Source organism: Pectobacterium parmentieri (genome assembly GCF_001742145.1).
Lineage (GTDB): Bacteria > Pseudomonadota > Gammaproteobacteria > Enterobacterales > Enterobacteriaceae > Pectobacterium > Pectobacterium parmentieri.
The window spans coordinates 2,500,271-2,518,209 of the sequence record NZ_CP015749.1 but is presented as its reverse complement, the minus strand read 5'-3'; the positions used below and the strand labels follow the sequence as shown (position 1 = coordinate 2,518,209).

Annotated in this window: 18 protein-coding genes; 11 read left to right on the top strand and 7 right to left on the bottom strand. The window is 51.3% G+C overall.

Annotated features, from left to right (window positions below):
• Positions 1 to 126 precede the first annotated feature (126 nt).
• The 5 genes from A8F97_RS11410 to hisP all read left to right on the top strand — a co-directional run bounded on the left by A8F97_RS11410 (position 127) and on the right by hisP (position 4,226).
• Complete coding sequence (locus A8F97_RS11410) at positions 127 to 699, top strand: UbiX family flavin prenyltransferase (protein ID WP_014699130.1); 573 nt, start codon at positions 127 to 129, stop codon at positions 697 to 699.
• A gap of 413 nt (positions 700 to 1,112) precedes the next feature.
• Complete coding sequence (locus A8F97_RS11405; RefSeq protein WP_014699131.1) at positions 1,113 to 1,892, top strand: lysine/arginine/ornithine ABC transporter substrate-binding protein; 780 nt, start codon at positions 1,113 to 1,115, stop codon at positions 1,890 to 1,892.
• Between the two features lie 147 nt (positions 1,893 to 2,039).
• On the top strand, positions 2,040 to 2,729 hold the full coding sequence (locus A8F97_RS11400) for a histidine ABC transporter permease HisQ (RefSeq protein WP_005969882.1): 690 nt from the start codon (positions 2,040 to 2,042) through the stop codon (positions 2,727 to 2,729).
• On the top strand, positions 2,722 to 3,438 hold the full coding sequence (locus tag A8F97_RS11395; RefSeq protein WP_025919220.1) for an ABC transporter permease: 717 nt from the start codon (positions 2,722 to 2,724) through the stop codon (positions 3,436 to 3,438). Before A8F97_RS11400 ends, A8F97_RS11395 begins: the two co-directional genes overlap by 8 nt.
• 14 nt (positions 3,439 to 3,452) lie before the next feature.
• Positions 3,453 to 4,226, top strand: coding sequence for a histidine ABC transporter ATP-binding protein HisP (gene hisP, locus A8F97_RS11390; RefSeq protein ID WP_005969879.1), 774 nt, complete (start codon positions 3,453 to 3,455; stop codon positions 4,224 to 4,226).
• A gap of 366 nt (positions 4,227 to 4,592) precedes the next feature.
• Here the strand turns inward: hisP and A8F97_RS11385 are convergent, their stop codons facing one another.
• The 3 genes from A8F97_RS11385 to yfcG all read right to left on the bottom strand — a co-directional run bounded on the left by A8F97_RS11385 (position 4,593) and on the right by yfcG (position 6,841).
• On the bottom strand, positions 4,593 to 5,498 hold the full coding sequence (locus tag A8F97_RS11385; protein WP_015729984.1) for a TIGR01777 family oxidoreductase: 906 nt from the start codon (positions 5,496 to 5,498) through the stop codon (positions 4,593 to 4,595).
• A 206-nt stretch (positions 5,499 to 5,704) separates the two neighbouring features.
• Positions 5,705 to 6,091 carry a dihydroneopterin triphosphate 2'-epimerase gene (gene folX / locus A8F97_RS11380; RefSeq protein WP_033071130.1) on the bottom strand — a complete coding sequence of 129 codons (387 nt, stop codon included), beginning with the start codon at positions 6,089 to 6,091 and terminating at the stop codon, positions 5,705 to 5,707.
• 123 nt (positions 6,092 to 6,214) lie between these two features.
• Positions 6,215 to 6,841 carry a GSH-dependent disulfide bond oxidoreductase gene (yfcG, locus tag A8F97_RS11375; RefSeq protein ID WP_033071131.1) on the bottom strand — a complete coding sequence of 209 codons (627 nt, stop codon included), beginning with the start codon at positions 6,839 to 6,841 and terminating at the stop codon, positions 6,215 to 6,217.
• Between the two features lie 265 nt (positions 6,842 to 7,106).
• Here yfcG and yfcE point away from each other — a divergent pair, with 265 nt between their 5' ends.
• Entirely contained in the window at positions 7,107 to 7,658 is a 552-nt protein-coding gene (yfcE, locus tag A8F97_RS11370) for a phosphodiesterase (RefSeq protein ID WP_033071132.1), read from the top strand.
• Between the two features lie 123 nt (positions 7,659 to 7,781).
• Positions 7,782 to 8,432, top strand: a complete 651-nt coding sequence (gene yfcD / locus A8F97_RS11365; RefSeq protein WP_015729986.1) for an NUDIX hydrolase YfcD — start codon at positions 7,782 to 7,784, stop codon at positions 8,430 to 8,432.
• 87 nt (positions 8,433 to 8,519) lie between these two features.
• Here yfcD and A8F97_RS11360 read toward each other — a convergent pair whose 3' ends face one another.
• The 3 genes from A8F97_RS11360 to ackA form a co-directional block, all read right to left on the bottom strand.
• Positions 8,520 to 9,380, bottom strand: a complete 861-nt coding sequence (locus tag A8F97_RS11360; protein WP_033071133.1) for a DUF817 domain-containing protein — start codon at positions 9,378 to 9,380, stop codon at positions 8,520 to 8,522.
• A 244-nt stretch (positions 9,381 to 9,624) separates the two neighbouring features.
• The gene (pta, locus tag A8F97_RS11355) at positions 9,625 to 11,763 is read right to left on the bottom strand and encodes a phosphate acetyltransferase (RefSeq protein ID WP_033071134.1); all 2,139 of its coding nucleotides are present in this window, start codon (positions 11,761 to 11,763) and stop codon (positions 9,625 to 9,627) included.
• A gap of 79 nt (positions 11,764 to 11,842) precedes the next feature.
• A complete protein-coding gene (ackA, locus tag A8F97_RS11350) occupies positions 11,843 to 13,045 on the bottom strand; it encodes an acetate kinase (protein ID WP_005969866.1) in 1,203 nt (400 codons plus the stop codon).
• A gap of 442 nt (positions 13,046 to 13,487) precedes the next feature.
• Between ackA and yfbV the strand changes: the two genes are divergently transcribed.
• The 4 genes from yfbV to A8F97_RS11330 all read left to right on the top strand — a co-directional run bounded on the left by yfbV (position 13,488) and on the right by A8F97_RS11330 (position 17,292).
• On the top strand, positions 13,488 to 13,943 hold the full coding sequence (gene yfbV, locus A8F97_RS11345) for a terminus macrodomain insulation protein YfbV (protein ID WP_014699142.1): 456 nt from the start codon (positions 13,488 to 13,490) through the stop codon (positions 13,941 to 13,943).
• Positions 13,944 to 14,108: 165 nt separating this feature from the next.
• Positions 14,109 to 14,603, top strand: coding sequence for a YfbU family protein (locus A8F97_RS11340; protein ID WP_005969861.1), 495 nt, complete (start codon positions 14,109 to 14,111; stop codon positions 14,601 to 14,603).
• A gap of 21 nt (positions 14,604 to 14,624) precedes the next feature.
• A complete protein-coding gene (locus A8F97_RS11335; protein WP_033071135.1) occupies positions 14,625 to 15,281 on the top strand; it encodes a sugar phosphatase in 657 nt (218 codons plus the stop codon).
• Between the two features lie 178 nt (positions 15,282 to 15,459).
• A complete protein-coding gene (locus A8F97_RS11330) occupies positions 15,460 to 17,292 on the top strand; it encodes an SLC13 family permease (protein ID WP_033071136.1) in 1,833 nt (610 codons plus the stop codon).
• Positions 17,293 to 17,321: 29 nt separating this feature from the next.
• Here A8F97_RS11330 and yfbR read toward each other — a convergent pair whose 3' ends face one another.
• Positions 17,322 to 17,921, bottom strand: a complete 600-nt coding sequence (gene yfbR, locus A8F97_RS11325) for a 5'-deoxynucleotidase (RefSeq protein ID WP_014699145.1) — start codon at positions 17,919 to 17,921, stop codon at positions 17,322 to 17,324.
• Positions 17,922 to 17,939: the final 18 nt, after the last annotated feature.

Below are 17,939 nucleotides of genomic sequence, written 5' to 3'. Positions count from 1 at the left end.
AAAACAGGTTGTCTATAAAAACACCGTTCCGGTGCTTGTCCTTGCTTATCGACAATCAATACGGCAAAGTTTGCGCAGATGATTTTTCCGCGTTTCTGCTGACGCGGCTAGCCAGAGGCAGCAAGAATGAAACGACTCATTATAGGGATTTCCGGTGCCAGCGGTGTTATTTACGGCATCCGACTGTTACAGGTGTTACAGACGCTGGAAGGCATCGAAACCCACCTGATCATGAGTCAGGCGGCTCGTCAGACGCTGGCGTTAGAAACAGATTTTAGCCTGCGTGATGTACAAGCGTTAGCTGATGTGGTGCATGACACGCGTGACATTGCTGCCAGTGTCTCTTCGGGGTCGTTTAAAACGGCGGGGATGGTGATTTTACCCTGTTCGATAAAAACCCTCTCTGGGATTGTGCACAGCTACAGCGACAATTTATTGACCCGCGCAGCCGATGTGGTGCTGAAGGAGCGTCGTCGTCTGGTGTTGGGTGTGCGTGAAACGCCGCTGCATCTAGGACATTTGCGACTGATGACCACGGCCGCTGAGCTGGGTGCGATAATCATGCCGCCGGTTCCCGCGTTTTATCATCGCCCAGAAAGTGTGCAGGATATTGTCGATCAGACAGTGAATCGCATTCTGGACCAGTTTGATATCGACCTGCCGAAAGATCTCTTTACCCGCTGGCAGGGCGCGTCGTAGCAGGATAAACGGCAATACGTATTATTTTCTTTTTTGGGGTAGCCAAGCTTTGCTGCCCTTTTTTTGTGCGCTTTTACTGTGTTGCACTAATTTTGTGCACCAAAGCACTAAAATGGTGCGTTTCCGTTTCTGTGTTCGCGCCAATGTTATCTATTCTTATTGTTATGCGCCAAAAAAAATTATAAAAAATATTTTTAAATCAAATGGTTAATCATTATTTACTGTGTGCTTTACGCATGGGACTTTTATGACTCCCTACGTTCATTGTGGCATGAAAACTGCTTATGAAAACGGTAATAGTCGGCGTAGAAAACAAATAGCACTCATATCGTTCATATTTAAAGCAATAAATCGATATATCGTTCCGACATTGACGACACATGACATCAATCACTCATGATAAGGGTAGCAATATGAAGAAACTGATCAAAGTTTTGCCGTTGGCACTCATTCTGGCTGCGGGCAGCGCGATGGCGGATATTCCTAAGAATATTAAAATCGGCACCGATCCTACCTATGCGCCTTTTGAATCCAAAAATGCCAGCGGTGAACTGGTCGGGTTTGATATCGATCTGGCGAAAGAGTTGTGCAAGCGTATTGAAGCTAACTGTACGTTTGTAGAAAGTGACTTTGATGCGCTAATTCCCTCCCTGAAAGCTAAAAAAATTGATGCCATCATCTCTTCTCTGTCCATTACCGAAAAACGCCAGCAGGAAATTGCCTTCACCGAGAAGTTGTATGCGGCTAACTCTCGTCTGATTGCGAAGAAAGGGGCGAATATTGAGCCAACGTTGGCTTCACTGGGCGGCAAGCGTGTTGGTGTATTGCAGGCGTCAACGCAGGAAGCTTTTGCCAATGCGAACTGGCAGCCAAAAGGTGTTGAGGTTGTCGCTTATCAAAATCAGGATCTGATTTACGCAGATTTGGCCGCAGGTCGCGTCGATGCTGCTTTCCAGGATGAAGTAGCGGCAAGTGAAGGTTTTCTGAAACTCGATATGGGTAAAGACTACGCGTTTGCTGGCCCGGCAGTAAAAGATGACAAGTTCTTCGGTGTCGGTACCGGCATGGGTCTGCGTAAAGCGGATACTGAGCTGAAAGCGGCACTGGATAAAGCCTTTGAAGCGATGCGTAAAGACGGCACTTACGATACTTTCGCGAAAAAATACTTCGATTTTGACGTCTACGGCGGCTAATTTCGTCACCCCTATTCACATTTCGTTATCACGGTAAATTGTGAAGCGGATTCGCAGGATAATACGACACGGGAACGTTCCTCCCGTGTCGGGTTTCTGATCGATAACGCACCGTGCCATTAATCGCTATTTCAACGGATATAATCGATGCTCTATGGCTATGCCCCGCTAATTTTGGATGGTGCCATCATGACGCTGGAGTTGGCGGTGAGTTCGCTGCTGCTGGCGCTGGTTATCGGCCTGATGGGGGCGTCGGCGAAGCTGTCTTCCAACCGCCTGCTGGCAGGGGGCTTTTCTTGCTATACCACGTTGATTCGCGGCATTCCTGATTTGGTGCTGATGCTGCTGATTTTCTATGGCTTACAAATCGTCTTAAACGGCGTGACGGAATCGATCGGTCTGGAGCAGATTGATATCGATCCTTTGACTGCAGGGGTGATTACGCTGGGCTTTATTTACGGTGCCTATTTCACGGAAACCTTTCGTGGTGCTTATCTTGCCGTACCGCGCGGACAGATCGAAGCGGCGGTGGCGTTCGGTTTCTCTCCTCTAAAAGTATTCCGCCGTATTCTGTTTCCTTCCATGATGCGCTTCGCGCTACCGGGGATCGGCAATAACTGGCAGGTGATCCTGAAAGCGACGGCGCTGGTGTCATTGCTTGGCCTGAATGATGTGATTAAGGCGACGCAACTGGCAGGCAAGGGCGCTCACGAACCGTTTTATTTCGCACTGGTTGCCGGGGCGATGTATCTGATTTTTACCACCGTTTCTAACGGTGTGTTGTGGTGGCTGGAGCGGCACTATTCGCAGGGAGTCAAGAAAGTAAACTATGAATGAGATCCTGCAACAATACTGGCAACCGCTACTGTGGAGTGATGGTTATCGTCTAACCGGGCTGGCGATGACGCTCTGGCTGCTGATTTCCTCAGTAGCGATCGGTGGACTGATGGCACTGCCGCTGGCGATTGCCCGCGTGTCGCCGCGGCGCCGGTTCAGCTTCCCGGTTTGGCTCTTTACCTATGTATTCCGAGGTACGCCGCTCTACGTGCAACTCCTGGTGTTCTATTCCGGCGTGTATAGCCTGGAAATCGTGCGCGGCACCGATCTGCTGAACGCTTTTTTTCGCAGCGGGCTGAACTGCGCCATTTTAGCGCTGGCGCTCAATACCTGTGCGTATACTACAGAGATTTTCGCGGGTGCAATCCGCTCTGTACCGCATGGGGAAATTGAAGCCGCCAGAGCATACGGTTTCTCTCGTTTTAAGCAGTATCGCTGCATTATTTTGCCGAGTGCGCTGCGTATTGCACTGCCAGCCTACAGTAACGAAGTGATTCTGATGCTGCATTCGACGGCGCTGGCTTTTACCGTGACGGTGCCGGATATTCTGAAAATCGCACGCGATATTAATGCTGCTACCTACCAGCCGTTTTATGCGTTTGGCATCGCAGCGGTGATCTATCTGGCGATCTCATTTGTATTAATCGGGCTGTTCAGAAGGGCAGAGCGACGCTGGTTACGTCATCTTTATACCCGTTCATCTCATTAAGCGCAGGAAAAAACATGTCGAATAACAAATTGATGGTGACGGAACTGCGTAAACGTTATGGCCAGCATGAGGTACTTAAAGGGATCTCATTGCAGGCGAAAGCGGGGGACGTTATTTCGATTATCGGGTCGTCTGGGTCGGGGAAAAGTACCTTACTGCGCTGCATTAATTTTCTGGAAAAGCCCTGTGAAGGGGCGATTTACGTCAGCAATCAGGAAATCCGCATGGTACGTGATACTGACGGACAACTGAAGGTCTTTGATAAAAAGCAGCTTCAGATGCTGCGGACGCGCCTGACGATGGTGTTTCAGCACTTCAACCTGTGGAGCTTCATGACCGCGTTGGAGAACGTGATGGAAGCGCCGATCCAGGTATTAGGGCTTAGTAAAGCGGAAGCGCGTGAGCGGGCAGTGTTCTACCTGAATAAGGTTGGGATCACGGATTCTGCCCAACAGAAATACCCGTCGGATCTCTCCGGGGGCCAGCAGCAGCGCGTATCTATTGCGCGAGCGCTGGCGATGGAGCCAGAAGTTCTGCTATTTGATGAACCGACGTCGGCGCTCGACCCTGAACTGGTGGGTGAGGTACTGCGCATCATGCAGCAGTTGGCGGAGGAGGGGAAAACGATGGTGGTGGTGACGCATGAGATGGAGTTTGCCCGTCATGTCTCCAGCCACGTTATCTTCCTGCACCAAGGGGTGATCGAAGAGGAAGGGCCGCCTGAGCAACTCTTCGGTAGCCCGAAAAGTGCGCGGTTGCAGCAGTTTTTATCAGGTGCATTGAAGTAGGTTTTGGGGCTGATGGTTATCAGCCTCTAGCAGTTAACATGTACTCATGCTCTAGCATTTTCATAATTCTATGTCGGATAGTGTAAAAGTTTCGTGCGTGTTAACCACCGAGTATTCTTATACTTTATCTACACGCCCGACAAGGAGCGCTCAGTTGCCGCTGCTCCTTGACCACTGGCTTTTGGGCGAGAATTGTGCCGCTGCGCGGTGCCTTCAGCGTTCCTGACCGCTATTCGGGCCGCCAGTGACGCGTTCCCGACGCGGCACTGACTTTCGCCGCGTCCGTGCGGCTCACCCGACGGTCACGCCCACTTCAGCACAATTTTTACGCCAGAAGTGCAGAATATTTGGGCATTTTATCAAACTTCAGCCCGGTTTTTTGATGACGTCCTGTAAGGCTTCTTCCAGCTCAAGGAAGCGGAAATTAAAGCCAGCGGCCTCTAACCGCTGTGGGATGGCGCGCTGTCCGCCCAGTACCAGCGTTGAGGCTTCGCCCATCAGCAGTTTGATGGCAAAAGCGGGGGCTCGCAGAAAGCCGGGGCGATCCAATACGTGTGCCAGCATGGCGGAAAATTGTTCATTATGAACCGGATAGGGTGCAACCATATTGAAGGGGCCGCGCAATATCGGCTGGTCCAACAGATAGATAATGCCGTTAACCATGTCATCAATATGAATCCACGGCATATATTGCTTGCCGGAACCCATTGGCCCGCCGAGTCCGCAGCGGAAAATCGGCAGCATTTTTGCCAGCGCACCGCCCTGTGGCGAAAGAACGATACCGGTACGCAGCAGGCAGACGCGCGTGTTATCGCTTTCTGCAGACTGCGCCAGCGCTTCCCAGCGGGCGCACAGGTGATGTGTGAATTCATCAACCGGGGATTCCTCTTCCGTGACCAGCGCTTCTCCCTGATCGCCATAGTATCCGACGGCAGATCCCGAGATAAAAACGGCGGGGGGATCACTGCTGTCCTTAATCAGCGTGGCAAGCTGTTCGGTGATGCTCCAGCGACTCTGTGCCAGACGCTGCTTTTGCTGTGGCGTCCAGCGTTTATCGGCAATAGGTTCGCCGGCTAGATTGATGACGCCATCAAAATCGTTCAGCGAGGTGATATTACTCAGCGTTGGCCAATATTCCACCTGATTGCCGAGAACACCTCGTGCGCGCTCAGGATCGCGTGTCAGTACCGTGATGTGATGGGAAAGCAGTTGTAATCGTTGGATGAGATGGCGACCAATAAGGCCGGTTCCGCCTGTTATGAGTAATTGCATCGCACGCTCCCATATACCCGTCATACTTCAAGTTTCATGTGTGTTGGCTACGATACTCGGCACACTGGCGTGAGCCTCGCCCCGTTGGGGCCGCTGCAAGCAGCGTTCAAATCTGCCTCTGGCAGATTTGTCACTCACCCGAATCACTTACTGGAGTAAGTGATTCGGAATTCCTTCCCTTGCCGCCTGCCTGAAATTCGAATTATTTAGAGTATATTATTTTGTGTCTTGTGATAATGCAGGGTCATGGAAACCGAGTCGGCGTATCGCAGGGCAAACGGCTTATCTATTTCTACTTCAGCATAGGTTATCCATTCGTGATCGCTGGCGATGTTGAGTACATCCTGCGTTAATTTTTCCAGCAAAGCGAAGCGGTTATCTTCTACGTGGCGAATAATATGTTTGGTGATAGTACGGTAGTTCAACGCATCAGCGATATTCTCGCTGTTACGTGCCTGCTCTGCTGGGTAGTGAATCACAACGTTGATGATTACATCCTGCTTATTCGTGATTTCTTCGTCTTTAATGCCGATGAAGGTGCGTAGCCGCAGATTTTTTATACGAATAATGGCGTCGGAAGGGGGATGTGGCATTGCTCGGCCCTCTGTTGCTTCTGTTGCTGCGAGTCAATCGCAGCGTCAGGGGTATTGTTAACAATAATATGTTGATTACCATAGCAGAAGATACCCAAAGGCCGAATGAGATACGCCAAAATTTTACTGCTCTGCTCGCTGGTAAGCTCGCTGTGTTGCCGGACGTTCTCTGATACGGGTATACCACGCCTTCACCGCTGGGTAATCATCAAGGTCGATGCGCTGACGCGCATAAGAAACAACCCAAGGGTAGGTCGCAATATCGGCAATACTGTAATGTTCCCCCGCTAGCCAAGGGCTGTCTTGCAGATGTTTATCCAGCACGCGATACAGGCGCTGCGTTTCTTGCTGATAGCGATCAATGGCATAAGGCACCGGCTGAGGTGCATAGTGGTTAAAATGATGATTCTGCCCCAGCATCGGTCCGAAACCAGCGACCTGCCAGAACAGCCACTGTAGTGTGGCCGTGCGTTCACGTAATGATGAACCCAAGAGCACGTCGTGTTTTTCCGCCAGATAGAGCAGGATCGCACCGGATTCAAAGAGGCTGATTGGCGTGTCGCCTTCAGATGGTTGCGTGTCGACAATCGCAGGAATTTTGTTGTTAGGCGAGATAGCTAAAAACTCCGGCTTGAACTGTTCGCCTTTGCTGATATTCACGCGGTGGAGTTGGTAGGGGAGATTAGCTTCTTCCAAAAACAGGGTGATCTTGTGCCCGTTAGGGGTTGGTGCGTAATACAGGTCAATCATGAATCACGTCTCCGTTTTAATTCAGAAAAACATCATGGAACTGTATGGCAGGTGATCGCTTCAGAAAGCGAGGCGCTGTCAGAATAGCGTAGTGGGGAACAGGTTATTACCCTACCACTTCTGCGAGCGAAAAATAAGCGATGGCGCACGCTGTTGCACGATCTTTACCGGAAGCACACTGCCAACTTTGGTAGACTACGTCCTATAGCTGGGTGAGCGTATTGTGGCTATAACATGGTTGGTATAAACGCGGTGGAGATAAGCGATGAAGTTGATGTTTGCGTCCGATATACACGGTTCTCTTAGTGCAGTAGAACGTGTGCTGACGATTTTTGAGCAAAGTCATGCCGACTGGCTTATTTTACTGGGCGATTTTCTTAATCACGGCCCGCGTAACCCGTTGCCGGAAAAGTATCAGCCTGCAGAAGTGGCTGCTCGATTGAACGCTTATGCGTCACGCATTATTGCCGTGCGGGGAAATTGCGACAGTGAGGTTGATCAGATGCTGTTGACTTTTCCAATCACGGCACCGTGGCAACATGTGCTATTGCCGCAGAATCGTCTTTTCCTGACGCACGGTCATCTTTATCATCCAGAGAATCTACCGCCGTTACACTCGGGGGATGTGCTGGTATACGGCCATACCCATATCCCCGTTGCTGAGCAGCGCGGTGAATATTATTTTTTTAATCCCGGTTCAGTGAGCTTGCCAAAAGGGGGGTACCCCGCGAGCTACGGTTTGCTTGAGCAAGACGAGCTGCAGGTTCTGCCGCTACACGGCGGTGAGCCTATTGCACAGGTCGCGATTAGGCACTAATTTAGCGTATACCCTGTTTTTGACCTTGAATAATGGCAGAGTAGTAGGGAAGATTCACAGCAAAGATCGATCATTTAAAACAGATGCGCGTAGCAACGCGCCAATACTAAAGGGTTTCAGAGGATGGCGGAACAAAGTCAGGCAGCAGGCACAGAGTGGGTTGATATCGTCAATGAAAATAACGAGGTAATTGCTCAGTCAAGTCGTCAGCAGATGCGTGCTCAGAGTCTTCGTCATCGCGCCACTTACATTGTTGTACATGATGGCATGGGTAAGATCTTGGTGCAGCGCCGGACGAAAATCAAAGATTTCTATCCCGGTTGGCTGGATGCGACGGCTGGCGGCGTGGTGCAAAGCGGTGAGCAGATGTTGGAATCTGCGCGCCGTGAAGCGGAAGAGGAGCTGGGCATTGCTGGTGTACCGTTCGCGGAACACGGCTTGTTTTATTACGAAGGCGAAAATTGCCGAGTGTGGGGCGGGTTATTTAGCTGTGTCACTCACGGGCCGTTCGCGCTACAGGAAGAAGAAGTTGATGAGGTCAGTTGGCTGACGCCGCAAGAAATAACCGCACGCTGCGATGAGTTTACGCCGGATTCACTGAAAGCCCTGTCGCTGTGGCTGACGCGCTATAGCGATCAGGAATATGGCAAACCGATTTCACGTCAATTGATCGAGGCGGTAGAAGCCTCTGCGACGTCTGTTGTTTATGATGAAAGTACTCATGACGAAAACCACAGTAACGCAGAGTCATCGGAAAACGATTCGCAGAAATAGTCCAACGTCAGCCAAATTCCTGCCCCGCCGCTGCTTTTTTTTCTCTCCGCAGCGGCGTCTATTTTCCGAGTGATGGCACGCCGTTCATCATTCAGGAACATGAATACTCTTTTTGATGTTCTTCAGGTAAATCACGATGGTGAACGTCATGATCACCAGCAAAGCCCATGAACTCCATTTCCCTACGTGAACCATCGACCAAGCGCCAAGTTGTTCTGGGTAATTCCAGATACTGAAAAACGTACTGATATTTTCAGCCAGCCAGATGAAAAAACCGATCAGAATAAAAGCCAACGACAGCGGCATTCGTCGTTCCCGATCGTAAGGTGTGAAAATGACGGTGGTTCGCGCGTAGAGCCCGACGGCTAGTGCGGCGATATACCAGCGGTAGTCGCCGATGTAGTGGTGGGTGAAGAAATTGGCGTAAATGAGGATCGCAACCAGCGTCGCCAGCCAGTAGGGCGGGTGATGGCGAATTTTAAGATCGAATAGTCGCCAGGACTGAATGATATAGCTACCCACAGAGGCGTACATGAATCCGGCGAACAGCGGTACACCGAATACTTTGGTATAGGCGAAATCAGGATAAGACCAGGAACGAATTCCCGATGAGGTTTTAAAAACCTCAAGCGCAAAACCCACGAAGTGAAATAGCGTAACGGCTTTTAGCTCGTCCCAGGTTTCCAATTTACTGGCGACCATCCATCCCTGAATCAGAATGGCGAATATCAGCAGCAAATCATAGCGCGGGATAGAAAACCAGCCAGCTTTCGGCACGCTGAAAACCGCAAGAAAGAACAAACCAACGAAGATACAGGCACGGGCTTCTTTGACGCCGAAATAGAGAAATTCAATCAAAAAACGGGCTAACCCTTGTGGTGATGAGGGTGTGATCCCTTTTTCTAATTGCTGCTGAAAGTGTTGATCCAATAATCGTATTACAGTCATCCATCGACCCTGTTTTATGGTTATTTTTGTGTCTGCGCGGTGTGGTTTTGCGTGTGGATAGCAATAAAAAATGCCAGCGCTAAGGCTGGCATAGAAGATAACAGAATTAATCTGAATATATCCGTCATACTTCAAGCTGATTGTGCGTTGGCTCCTTTACTCACCCCAGTCACTTACTTGAGTAAGCTCCTGGGGATTCGCGCAGTTGCCGCCTTCAAGCAACTCGAATTATTTAGGATATAGATTAGAGCTGTGTAGCCTGAATTGCGGTCAGAGCGACGGTGTAAACGATATCGTCTACCAGCGCGCCACGAGACAGGTCGTTAACCGGTTTACGCATGCCTTGCAGCATTGGCCCGATGGAGATCAGGTCGGCAGAACGCTGTACCGCTTTGTACGTGGTGTTACCGGTGTTCAGGTCAGGGAAGATGAACACGGTAGCTTTACCCGCAACAGGTGAGTTTGGTGCTTTAGACTGTGCAACGTCTGCCATGATAGCGGCGTCATATTGCAACGGACCATCGATGACCAGATCAGGGCGTTTTTCTTGCGCCAGACGGGTCGCTTCACGCACTTTCTCAACATCGCTACCCGCGCCGGAGTTACCGGTAGAGTAGGAGATCATCGCAACGCGTGGATCGATACCGAATGCAGTCGCTGAGTCAGCAGACTGGATAGCGATTTCAGCCAATTGCTCTGCGGTCGGATCAGGGTTGATGGCGCAGTCGCCGTAAACCAGAACCTGCTCAGGCAGCAGCATGAAGAACACGGAAGACACCAGTGAACTGCCCGGTGCAGTTTTGATCAACTGTAACGGAGGACGGATGGTGTTAGCGGTGGTATGGACGGCACCAGAAACCAGACCATCAACTTCGCCCTGTTCCAGCATCAACGTACCCAGAACGACGTTATCTTCGAGCTGTTCGCGCGCAACCACTTCGGTCATGCCCTTGCTCTTACGTAGCTCAACCAGACGCGCAACATAGCGCTCACGCACGACAATCGGATCGACGATTTCGATGCCTTTGCCCAGTTCTACGCCCTGAGCGGCGGCAACGCGTTGAATCTCTTCCGGGTTACCGATCAGCACACAGTGTGCAATGCCACGCTCTGCACAGATTGCAGCGGCTTTAACGGTACGTGGCTCATCACCTTCTGGCAGAACGATACGTTTGCCCGCTTTGCGTGCCAGTTCAGTAAGCTGATAACGGAATGCTGGCGGAGACAGACGGCGTGAACGCTCAGATTCAGCGCTCAGAGAGTCGATCCACTGGGTATCGATGTGGCGTGCAACATATTCCTGCACTTTCTCGACACGCTGACGGTCATCAGCCGGTACTTCAAGGTTGAAGCTTTGCAGGCTGAGTGAGGTCTGCCAGGTGTTGGTATCGACCATAAATACTGGCAGGCCAGTCTGGAAGGCACGCTCGCACAGCTTGGCAATGCTTGGATCCATTTCGTAGCCGCCAGTCAGCAGCAAGGCACCGATTTCCACGCCGTTCATGGCAGCCAGGCAAGCCGCGACCAGAACATCAGGACGGTCAGCAGAGGTCACCAGCAGTGAACCTGGACGGAAATGCTCCAGCATATGAGGAATGCTGCGTGCGCAGAAAGTCACAGATTTAACGCGACGCGTCTGAATGTCACCTTCATTGACGATACGGGCATTCAGGTGCTTCGCCATATCGATGGCGCGCGTGGCAATCAGGTCGAAGCTCCACGGGATGCAGCCCAGAACCGGCAGTGGGCTGTTAGCGAACAGTTGCTTAGGATCGATGTTGGCAACGCTGGCTTTCGTGGAGTCATCAAAGATTTCAGACAGGTCAGGGCGAGTACGGCCCTGATCATCTACCGGCGCATTCAGTTTGTTGATGATCACGCCAGTGATGTTTTTGTTTTTGCTGCCGCCGAAGCTAGAGCGTGCCAGTTCGATGCGGTCTTTCAGTTGTGCCGGAGAATCGTTACCCAGCGCCAGTACGAAGACGATCTCTGCGTTCAGCGTTTTGGCGATTTCATAGTTCAACGCGTTAGCAAACTGGTGCTTACGGGTAGGAACCAGACCTTCAACCAACACGACTTCAGCATCTTTGGTATTTTCGTGGTAGCGCGCGATGATTTCTTCCATCAGCACGTCTTGCTGGTTGGAGCTCAGCAGCGCTTCAACACGGCTCATTGCCAGTGGCTCAGCAGCGTTGATAGCGGAATTAGCACGAATAATAGTGGTCGTCTGATCTGGCGTATTATCGCCGCTGCGCGGCTGGGCGATAGGTTTGAACACGCTCAGGCGGACGCCTTTCTGTTCCATGGAACGAATGACACCCAGGCTGACGCTTGTCAGACCGACGCTGGTGCCAGTTGGGATCAACATGATTATACGGGACACGGCCGAACCTCTTTACGGTTGCTCGTTAGTCAAAAACAACACCGTCAGCCTTGGCTGACGGTGTTGGGAGTTACGTGTTTCACGCAGTCAGACGGTAAGCGTCTTCGGCGATGACCAATTCTTCATTGGTCGGGATAACCAGCGCCGGGCGGGTGCCATCTTTAGCGATGTTGCCACCTTTACCAAAGCGTGCCGCCAGGTTACGTTCGTGATCGACGTCAAAGCCCAGCAGACCCAGTTTTTTCAGCGACAGTTCGCGAACCATTGCTGCGTTTTCACCGATACCACCGGTGAAGATGACGGCATCCAGACGACCTTCCATCAGTGCCGCGTAAGAGCCGATGTACTTAGCCAGACGGTGGCAGTAAACGTCCATCGCACGTCTAGCATCTGCTTTCGTTTCGTAGTTATCTTCAACGTAGCGGCAGTCGCTGGTCACTTCAGTCAGACCCAACAGACCAGACTCTTTGGTCATCAGAGTGTTGATGCGCTCGATGTCCATGCCCAGTGCGTCGTGCAGGTGGAAAATCACAGCCGGGTCGATATCGCCACAGCGTGTACCCATCACCAGACCTTCCAGCGGGGTCAGCCCCATAGAGGTGTCAACGCATTCACCGTTACGGATTGCAGTAACGGAACCACCGTTGCCCAGGTGGCAAGTAATGACGTTCAGTTCTTCTACTGGTTTGTTCAGCACTTTAGCGGCTTCACGAGAAACAAAGTAGTGGCTGGTGCCGTGGAAGCCGTAGCGGCGGATATGGTTTTCTTTATACAGTTTGTACGGCAGTGCATAAAGGTAGGATTCTTCCGGCATGGTCTGGTGGAACGCGGTGTCAAAGACAGCGACGTTTTTATCAGCCAGGTGCGGGAAAGATTTTAGTGCTTCATCGATACCGATCAGATGCGCCGGGTTGTGCAGAGGTGCAAAAGGTACGGAATCTTTGATACCCTGAAGAACATCATCAGTGATGATCGCGGATTGGGTGAACTTCTCACCGCCGTGAACGATACGGTGACCGATAGCAACCAACTGAGCAGACAGCTCTGGCTTCTGAGACAGAATGGTATTGACGATGAAGTTCAGCGCTTCGCTGTGAGCTGCACCGGCACCCAGTTCGGCGTCGTGTTTACCGCCGTCCATTTTCCATTTGATGCGGGCTTCAGGCAGGTTGAAACATTCGGCTAAACCAGACAGGTACTCTTCTCCGTTAATCGCATCGATGATGGCGAATTTCAGGGATGAGCTACCGCAGTTAAGAACCAGTACTAACTTACTCGACATGGAAGTACCTACTTGTTATACATGGTTAAAAAAATGTCATACAGGGCATAGCGTATCGCATGCCGCTGCTGGCATTTATGATTAACATCATGCCTTGGTGTGATACACCAGACACGATGATGAATAAGGGTCGATACTATGATGCATGTTATACCGGATAATCGGTACACCATAATCTCTACAACAAGGTGATTTCGACCTGATGTAAACCGCAGCTTTTAAAGCGATGATAACCGCGTTATGACCGTTGGCTGCGCTTGTATCGCGAAGGGAATTATACTCCTTGCGAGTAGTCTACTACTTTAGGTTATACAGCGGCCAAAAGGCCGGTTTAGGATACCGATTGCGTAGGGTAAATACAAAATATATTTTAACCTTATCAACTTGAGTTGTTGATTTGTGCAAAAGTTTTATTTTTTATCTGTAAAGTTGAGGTGTGGCTATGGCGACGAAACCAGACAGTAGAATTAGTTGGCTACAGTTACTCCAACGTGGGCAGCATTACATGAAGACGTGGCCAGCAGAAAAGCAGTTGGCACCGATATTTCCAGAGAACCGCGTGACGCGAGCGACGCGGTTCGGTATTCGCATCATGCCGCCACTGGCGGTGTTTACCTTAACGTGGCAGATTGCGCTTGGTGGCCAACTCGGCCCGGCTATCGCTACCGCGCTTTTTGCCTGTAGCCTGCCGTTGCAGGGCTTGTGGTGGCTTGGCCGCCGTTCCGTTACGCCTTTACCACCGACGTTGGCACAGTGGTTCCATGACATTCGCCACAAGCTCGTGGAGTCGGGACAAGCCTTAGCCCCGTTAGAAGAAGCGCCAACTTACCAAGCGCTGGCGGATGTGCTGAAACGTGCATTTAACCAGCTTGATAAAACCTTCCTTGACGATTTGTGATCGGCGTCAGGCTGTGTGCGGGTTGATGGCTATTTTGTTCTTTCCCCTGTTTCAAATCAAAGAAGCGGTAGCTACTGCTACCGTGACACGATTCAGTATGCGATTCTGCAGGTAATACCTATTTAGTGACATTGGCCTACACCAAAGAGGGTTCAGGAGAGCAACATGGAAATGACGAATGCCCAGAGATTGATCCTTTCAAACCAATACAAAATGATGACGATGCTCGATCCAGATAACGCCGAGCGCTATCGTCGGCTACAAACGATCATTGAGCGTGGTTACGGTTTGCAGATGCGTGAATTGGACCGTGAGTTTGGTGAGCTGACGGAAGAGGTTTGCCGCACCATTATTAACGTCATGGAAATGCACCATGCTTTGCAGGTGTCGTGGACCAATTTGAAAGATAAGCAGGATTTGGATGAACGACGTCTGACCTTCCTGGGCTTTGACGCAGCAACGGAAGCTCGCTACCTGGGCTTTGTACGCTTCATGGTACATGTTGAAGGCCGTTACCCTCACTTTGATGCGGGCACGCATGGTTTTAACGCCCAGACGAAAATGTGGGAAAAATATAACAGAATGCTGGCTGTCTGGCAGTCCTGCCCGCGTCAGTATCACTTGAGTGCGGTTGAGATCGCACAGATTATCAACGCCTGATTAATGAAAAAGGGGCTTTCTGTGGAGTGTAAAGGTTTTCTGTTCGACCTCGATGGTACGCTGGTTGATTCACTGCCTGCTGTAGAACGTGCGTGGATTAACTGGGCAAAAGATCACGATATTGAACCACAGGAAGTGCTGGATTTTATTCACGGCAAACAGGCCATCACGTCGCTGCGCCACTTTCTTCAAGGGCAGAGCGAAGAAACGATTCAACAGGAGTTCGATGCGCTGGAGCAAACGGAAGCCTCTGACACGCAAGGTATTGTTGCTATGCCAGGGGCGAAGGCGCTGTTGGAACGGTTGGATGCTCTGGATATTCCCTGGGCAATTGTGACATCCGGCACCGTACCGATTGCCAGCGCGCGTCATCACCGTGGAGAACTCCCTGCTCCTCGCGCTTTTATTACGGCGGAACAGGTTGCCAAAGGTAAACCTAACCCTGATGCCTATTTACTTGGCGCACAGCAGTTAGGGCTGAAACCGCAAGAGTGTGTGGTTGTTGAAGATGCACCCGCGGGGGTGCTATCGGGTCTGGCGGCTGGCTGCAAGGTTATTGCGGTGAAAGCACCAACGGATACGCCGAAGTTGGATCAGGTCGATCTGATTCTTGATTCGTTGGAACAGATAAAGGTAGAGAAGTCACAAGGTGGCGTTAAGGTGCTTCTGTGCCAATAGCTCGTCTGTAATATAATGACAGAACTGTGACTAAATATGATCAAACCTCGCATCCGTGAGGTTTTTTTTATGGCAGACTATATCTGTTGTATTTCAAGCTGCATGGGTGCTAGCTTCCTTTCTTGTGGCAGGCTGAACCTACACCTCTCACTCTGTATTTTCCGTCAGGGGAACCGTTTTGAATAGCGAACTTCTCTGGGTTTTATCCCTGTTGCTGATCGCCATTGTGTTGTTTACCACCAATAAATTACGCATGGACGTCGTCGCGCTGTTGGTCATCATCGCGTTTGTACTGAGCGGCACGCTGACGCTATCTGAAGCGCTAGTGGGGTTCAGCGATCCTAATGTGATATTGATTGCTGCCCTGTTTGTGATTGGTGAAGGGTTGGTTCGTACCGGTGTTGCTTATCAGGTTGGTGACTGGCTGGTGCGCGTTGCGGGCAGCAGTGAAATGAAGATGCTGATCTTGCTTATGGTCACCGTTGCGCTGTTGGGGGCTTTCATGAGTTCCACTGGCGTTGTCGCAATTTTCATTCCCGTAGTACTGAGTGTTTCCGCGCGGATGAAAATTTCTCCCGGAAGGCTGATGATGCCGCTGAGTTTCGCTGGGCTGATTAGCGGCATGATGACGCTGGTGGCGACGCCGCCGAATATGGTAGTGAGCAGCGAACTGATGCGTGAGGGTGTTGCGGGTTTTGGGTTCTTCAGCGTGACGCCGATAGGGATGGTAGTCCTGTTGCTGGGCGTGGCGTATATGATGGTGGCACGTTACTGGCTTGGCGACGCTGAGACGGCAACAGCAAAAGAAATGTGGAAGAGAAGAACGTTTCGCGATCTGATTCGCGATTACCGACTGACGGGCAGGGCGCGTCGGTTGGCTATTCGCCCAGGCTCGCCTTTTATTGGTCACCGTCTGGATGATTTACGCCTGCGTCAGCGCTTTGGTGCGAATGTGGTTGGGATTGAACGCTGGCGTAAATTTCGCCGCGTGATGATCAGTGTGGCTGGCAATACCGAACTTCGTCTGAATGATGTACTGCTGATCGACATGTCGGCATCTGAGGTGGATTTACGCGAATTTTGCACCTCACAGCGGCTTGAGCCGATGGTACTACGCGGTGAGTATTTCTCTGAGCAAGCGCGCGATGTGGGGATGGCAGAAGTTTCTTTAATCCCCGATTCTGAGCTGTTGGGAAAAACGCTCTACGACGTCGGATTTCGCAGTCGCTATGGCCTGAGCGTCGTGGGGATCCGCCGAGCGGGTGAAGCATTGGACGGTATCCTCGCTGATGAGCCGCTCCAGCTCGGTGATATTCTGCTGGTGATGGGTGACTGGCGCATGATTCGGCAACTGCACATGCAGAAAAATGACTTCCTGTTGCTTAATCTTCCTGCTGAAGTTGATGATGTTGCACCTGCGGTGAGTCAGGCTCCACACGCGCTGTTTTGTCTGGCGCTGATGGTAGCGATGATGCTGACGGATGAAATACCGAATGCGGTTGCCGCGCTGATCGCCTGTTTGTTGATGGGCAAGTTCCGCTGTATTGATATGGAAAGCGCCTACCGAGCCATTCACTGGCCAAGTATTATTCTCATCGTCGGGATGATGCCATTTGCGCTGGCGTTGCAGCAAACGGGCGGCGTCGCGTTGATTGTTAAAGGCCTGATGGATGTTGCCGGGAATGCCGGGCCGCATGTGATGCTGGTATGTTTGTTCGTGTTGTGTGCCATCATTGGCCTGTTTATTTCCAACACGGCGACGGCGGTGTTGATGGCACCCATTGCGATTGCCGCGGCGAAGCAAATGGGTGTGTCACCTTATCCCTTTGCGATGATTATCGCCGTTGCGGCATCTGCCGCGTTTATGACGCCTGTATCGTCACCGGTGAATACGCTGGTGTTGGGGCCGGGCGGTTATAAATTCGGGGACTTTGTGCGCATGGGTGTCCCCTTCACCGTACTGGTGATGCTTGTCAGCGTGGTGATGGTGCCGTGGCTGTATCCGTTCTAAGGGGTCCAGCTCGTTATAGCGGATGTTCGCTATAACGGAGAGTCTTGACTAATTTCGTCGAGCGACAGGCTGAAACTGGGAACGAACACTGTCATGAAATAGTCCATTTCCGGACTGTGGCGCAACTGCAATGTTTTTTCCAGCCGCGCTTTAGCAAGCGTGAATTCCGCGTTGCCCGCGGATAATTCTTCCAAACATTTCAGGTAGGCGCAGAGTGCGTCTGCCTGCTTAACGATGGCGCGCTCTTCTTCGCTGGTGTAGTTGTCATCCAGCAACATCCGATAATCCTGCTGCAACTCTTCCGGCAGCATTTCGATCAGCTTCTGCTGGGCAATTTTCTCTATCTTCTTATACTCATGCGCGATCTGCGCATTGTAGTACTTGATCGGCGTCGGCATGTCGCCAGTTAGCACCTCGCTGGCATCATGATACATCGCCAGTAGCGCGATGCGTTCTGCGTTCAGCTTCCCCTCGAATTTACGGTTTTTGATTACCGCCAGCGCGTGAGCGACAAAGGCAACCTGAAGACTGTGCTCGGAGACGTTTTCCGTGCGCACGTTGCGCATCAGTGGCCAACGGCTGATGAGTTTCAGACGGGATAAGTGGGCGAAAAAGTGGCTCTGATTCATGGCGATCTCTCAGACAAC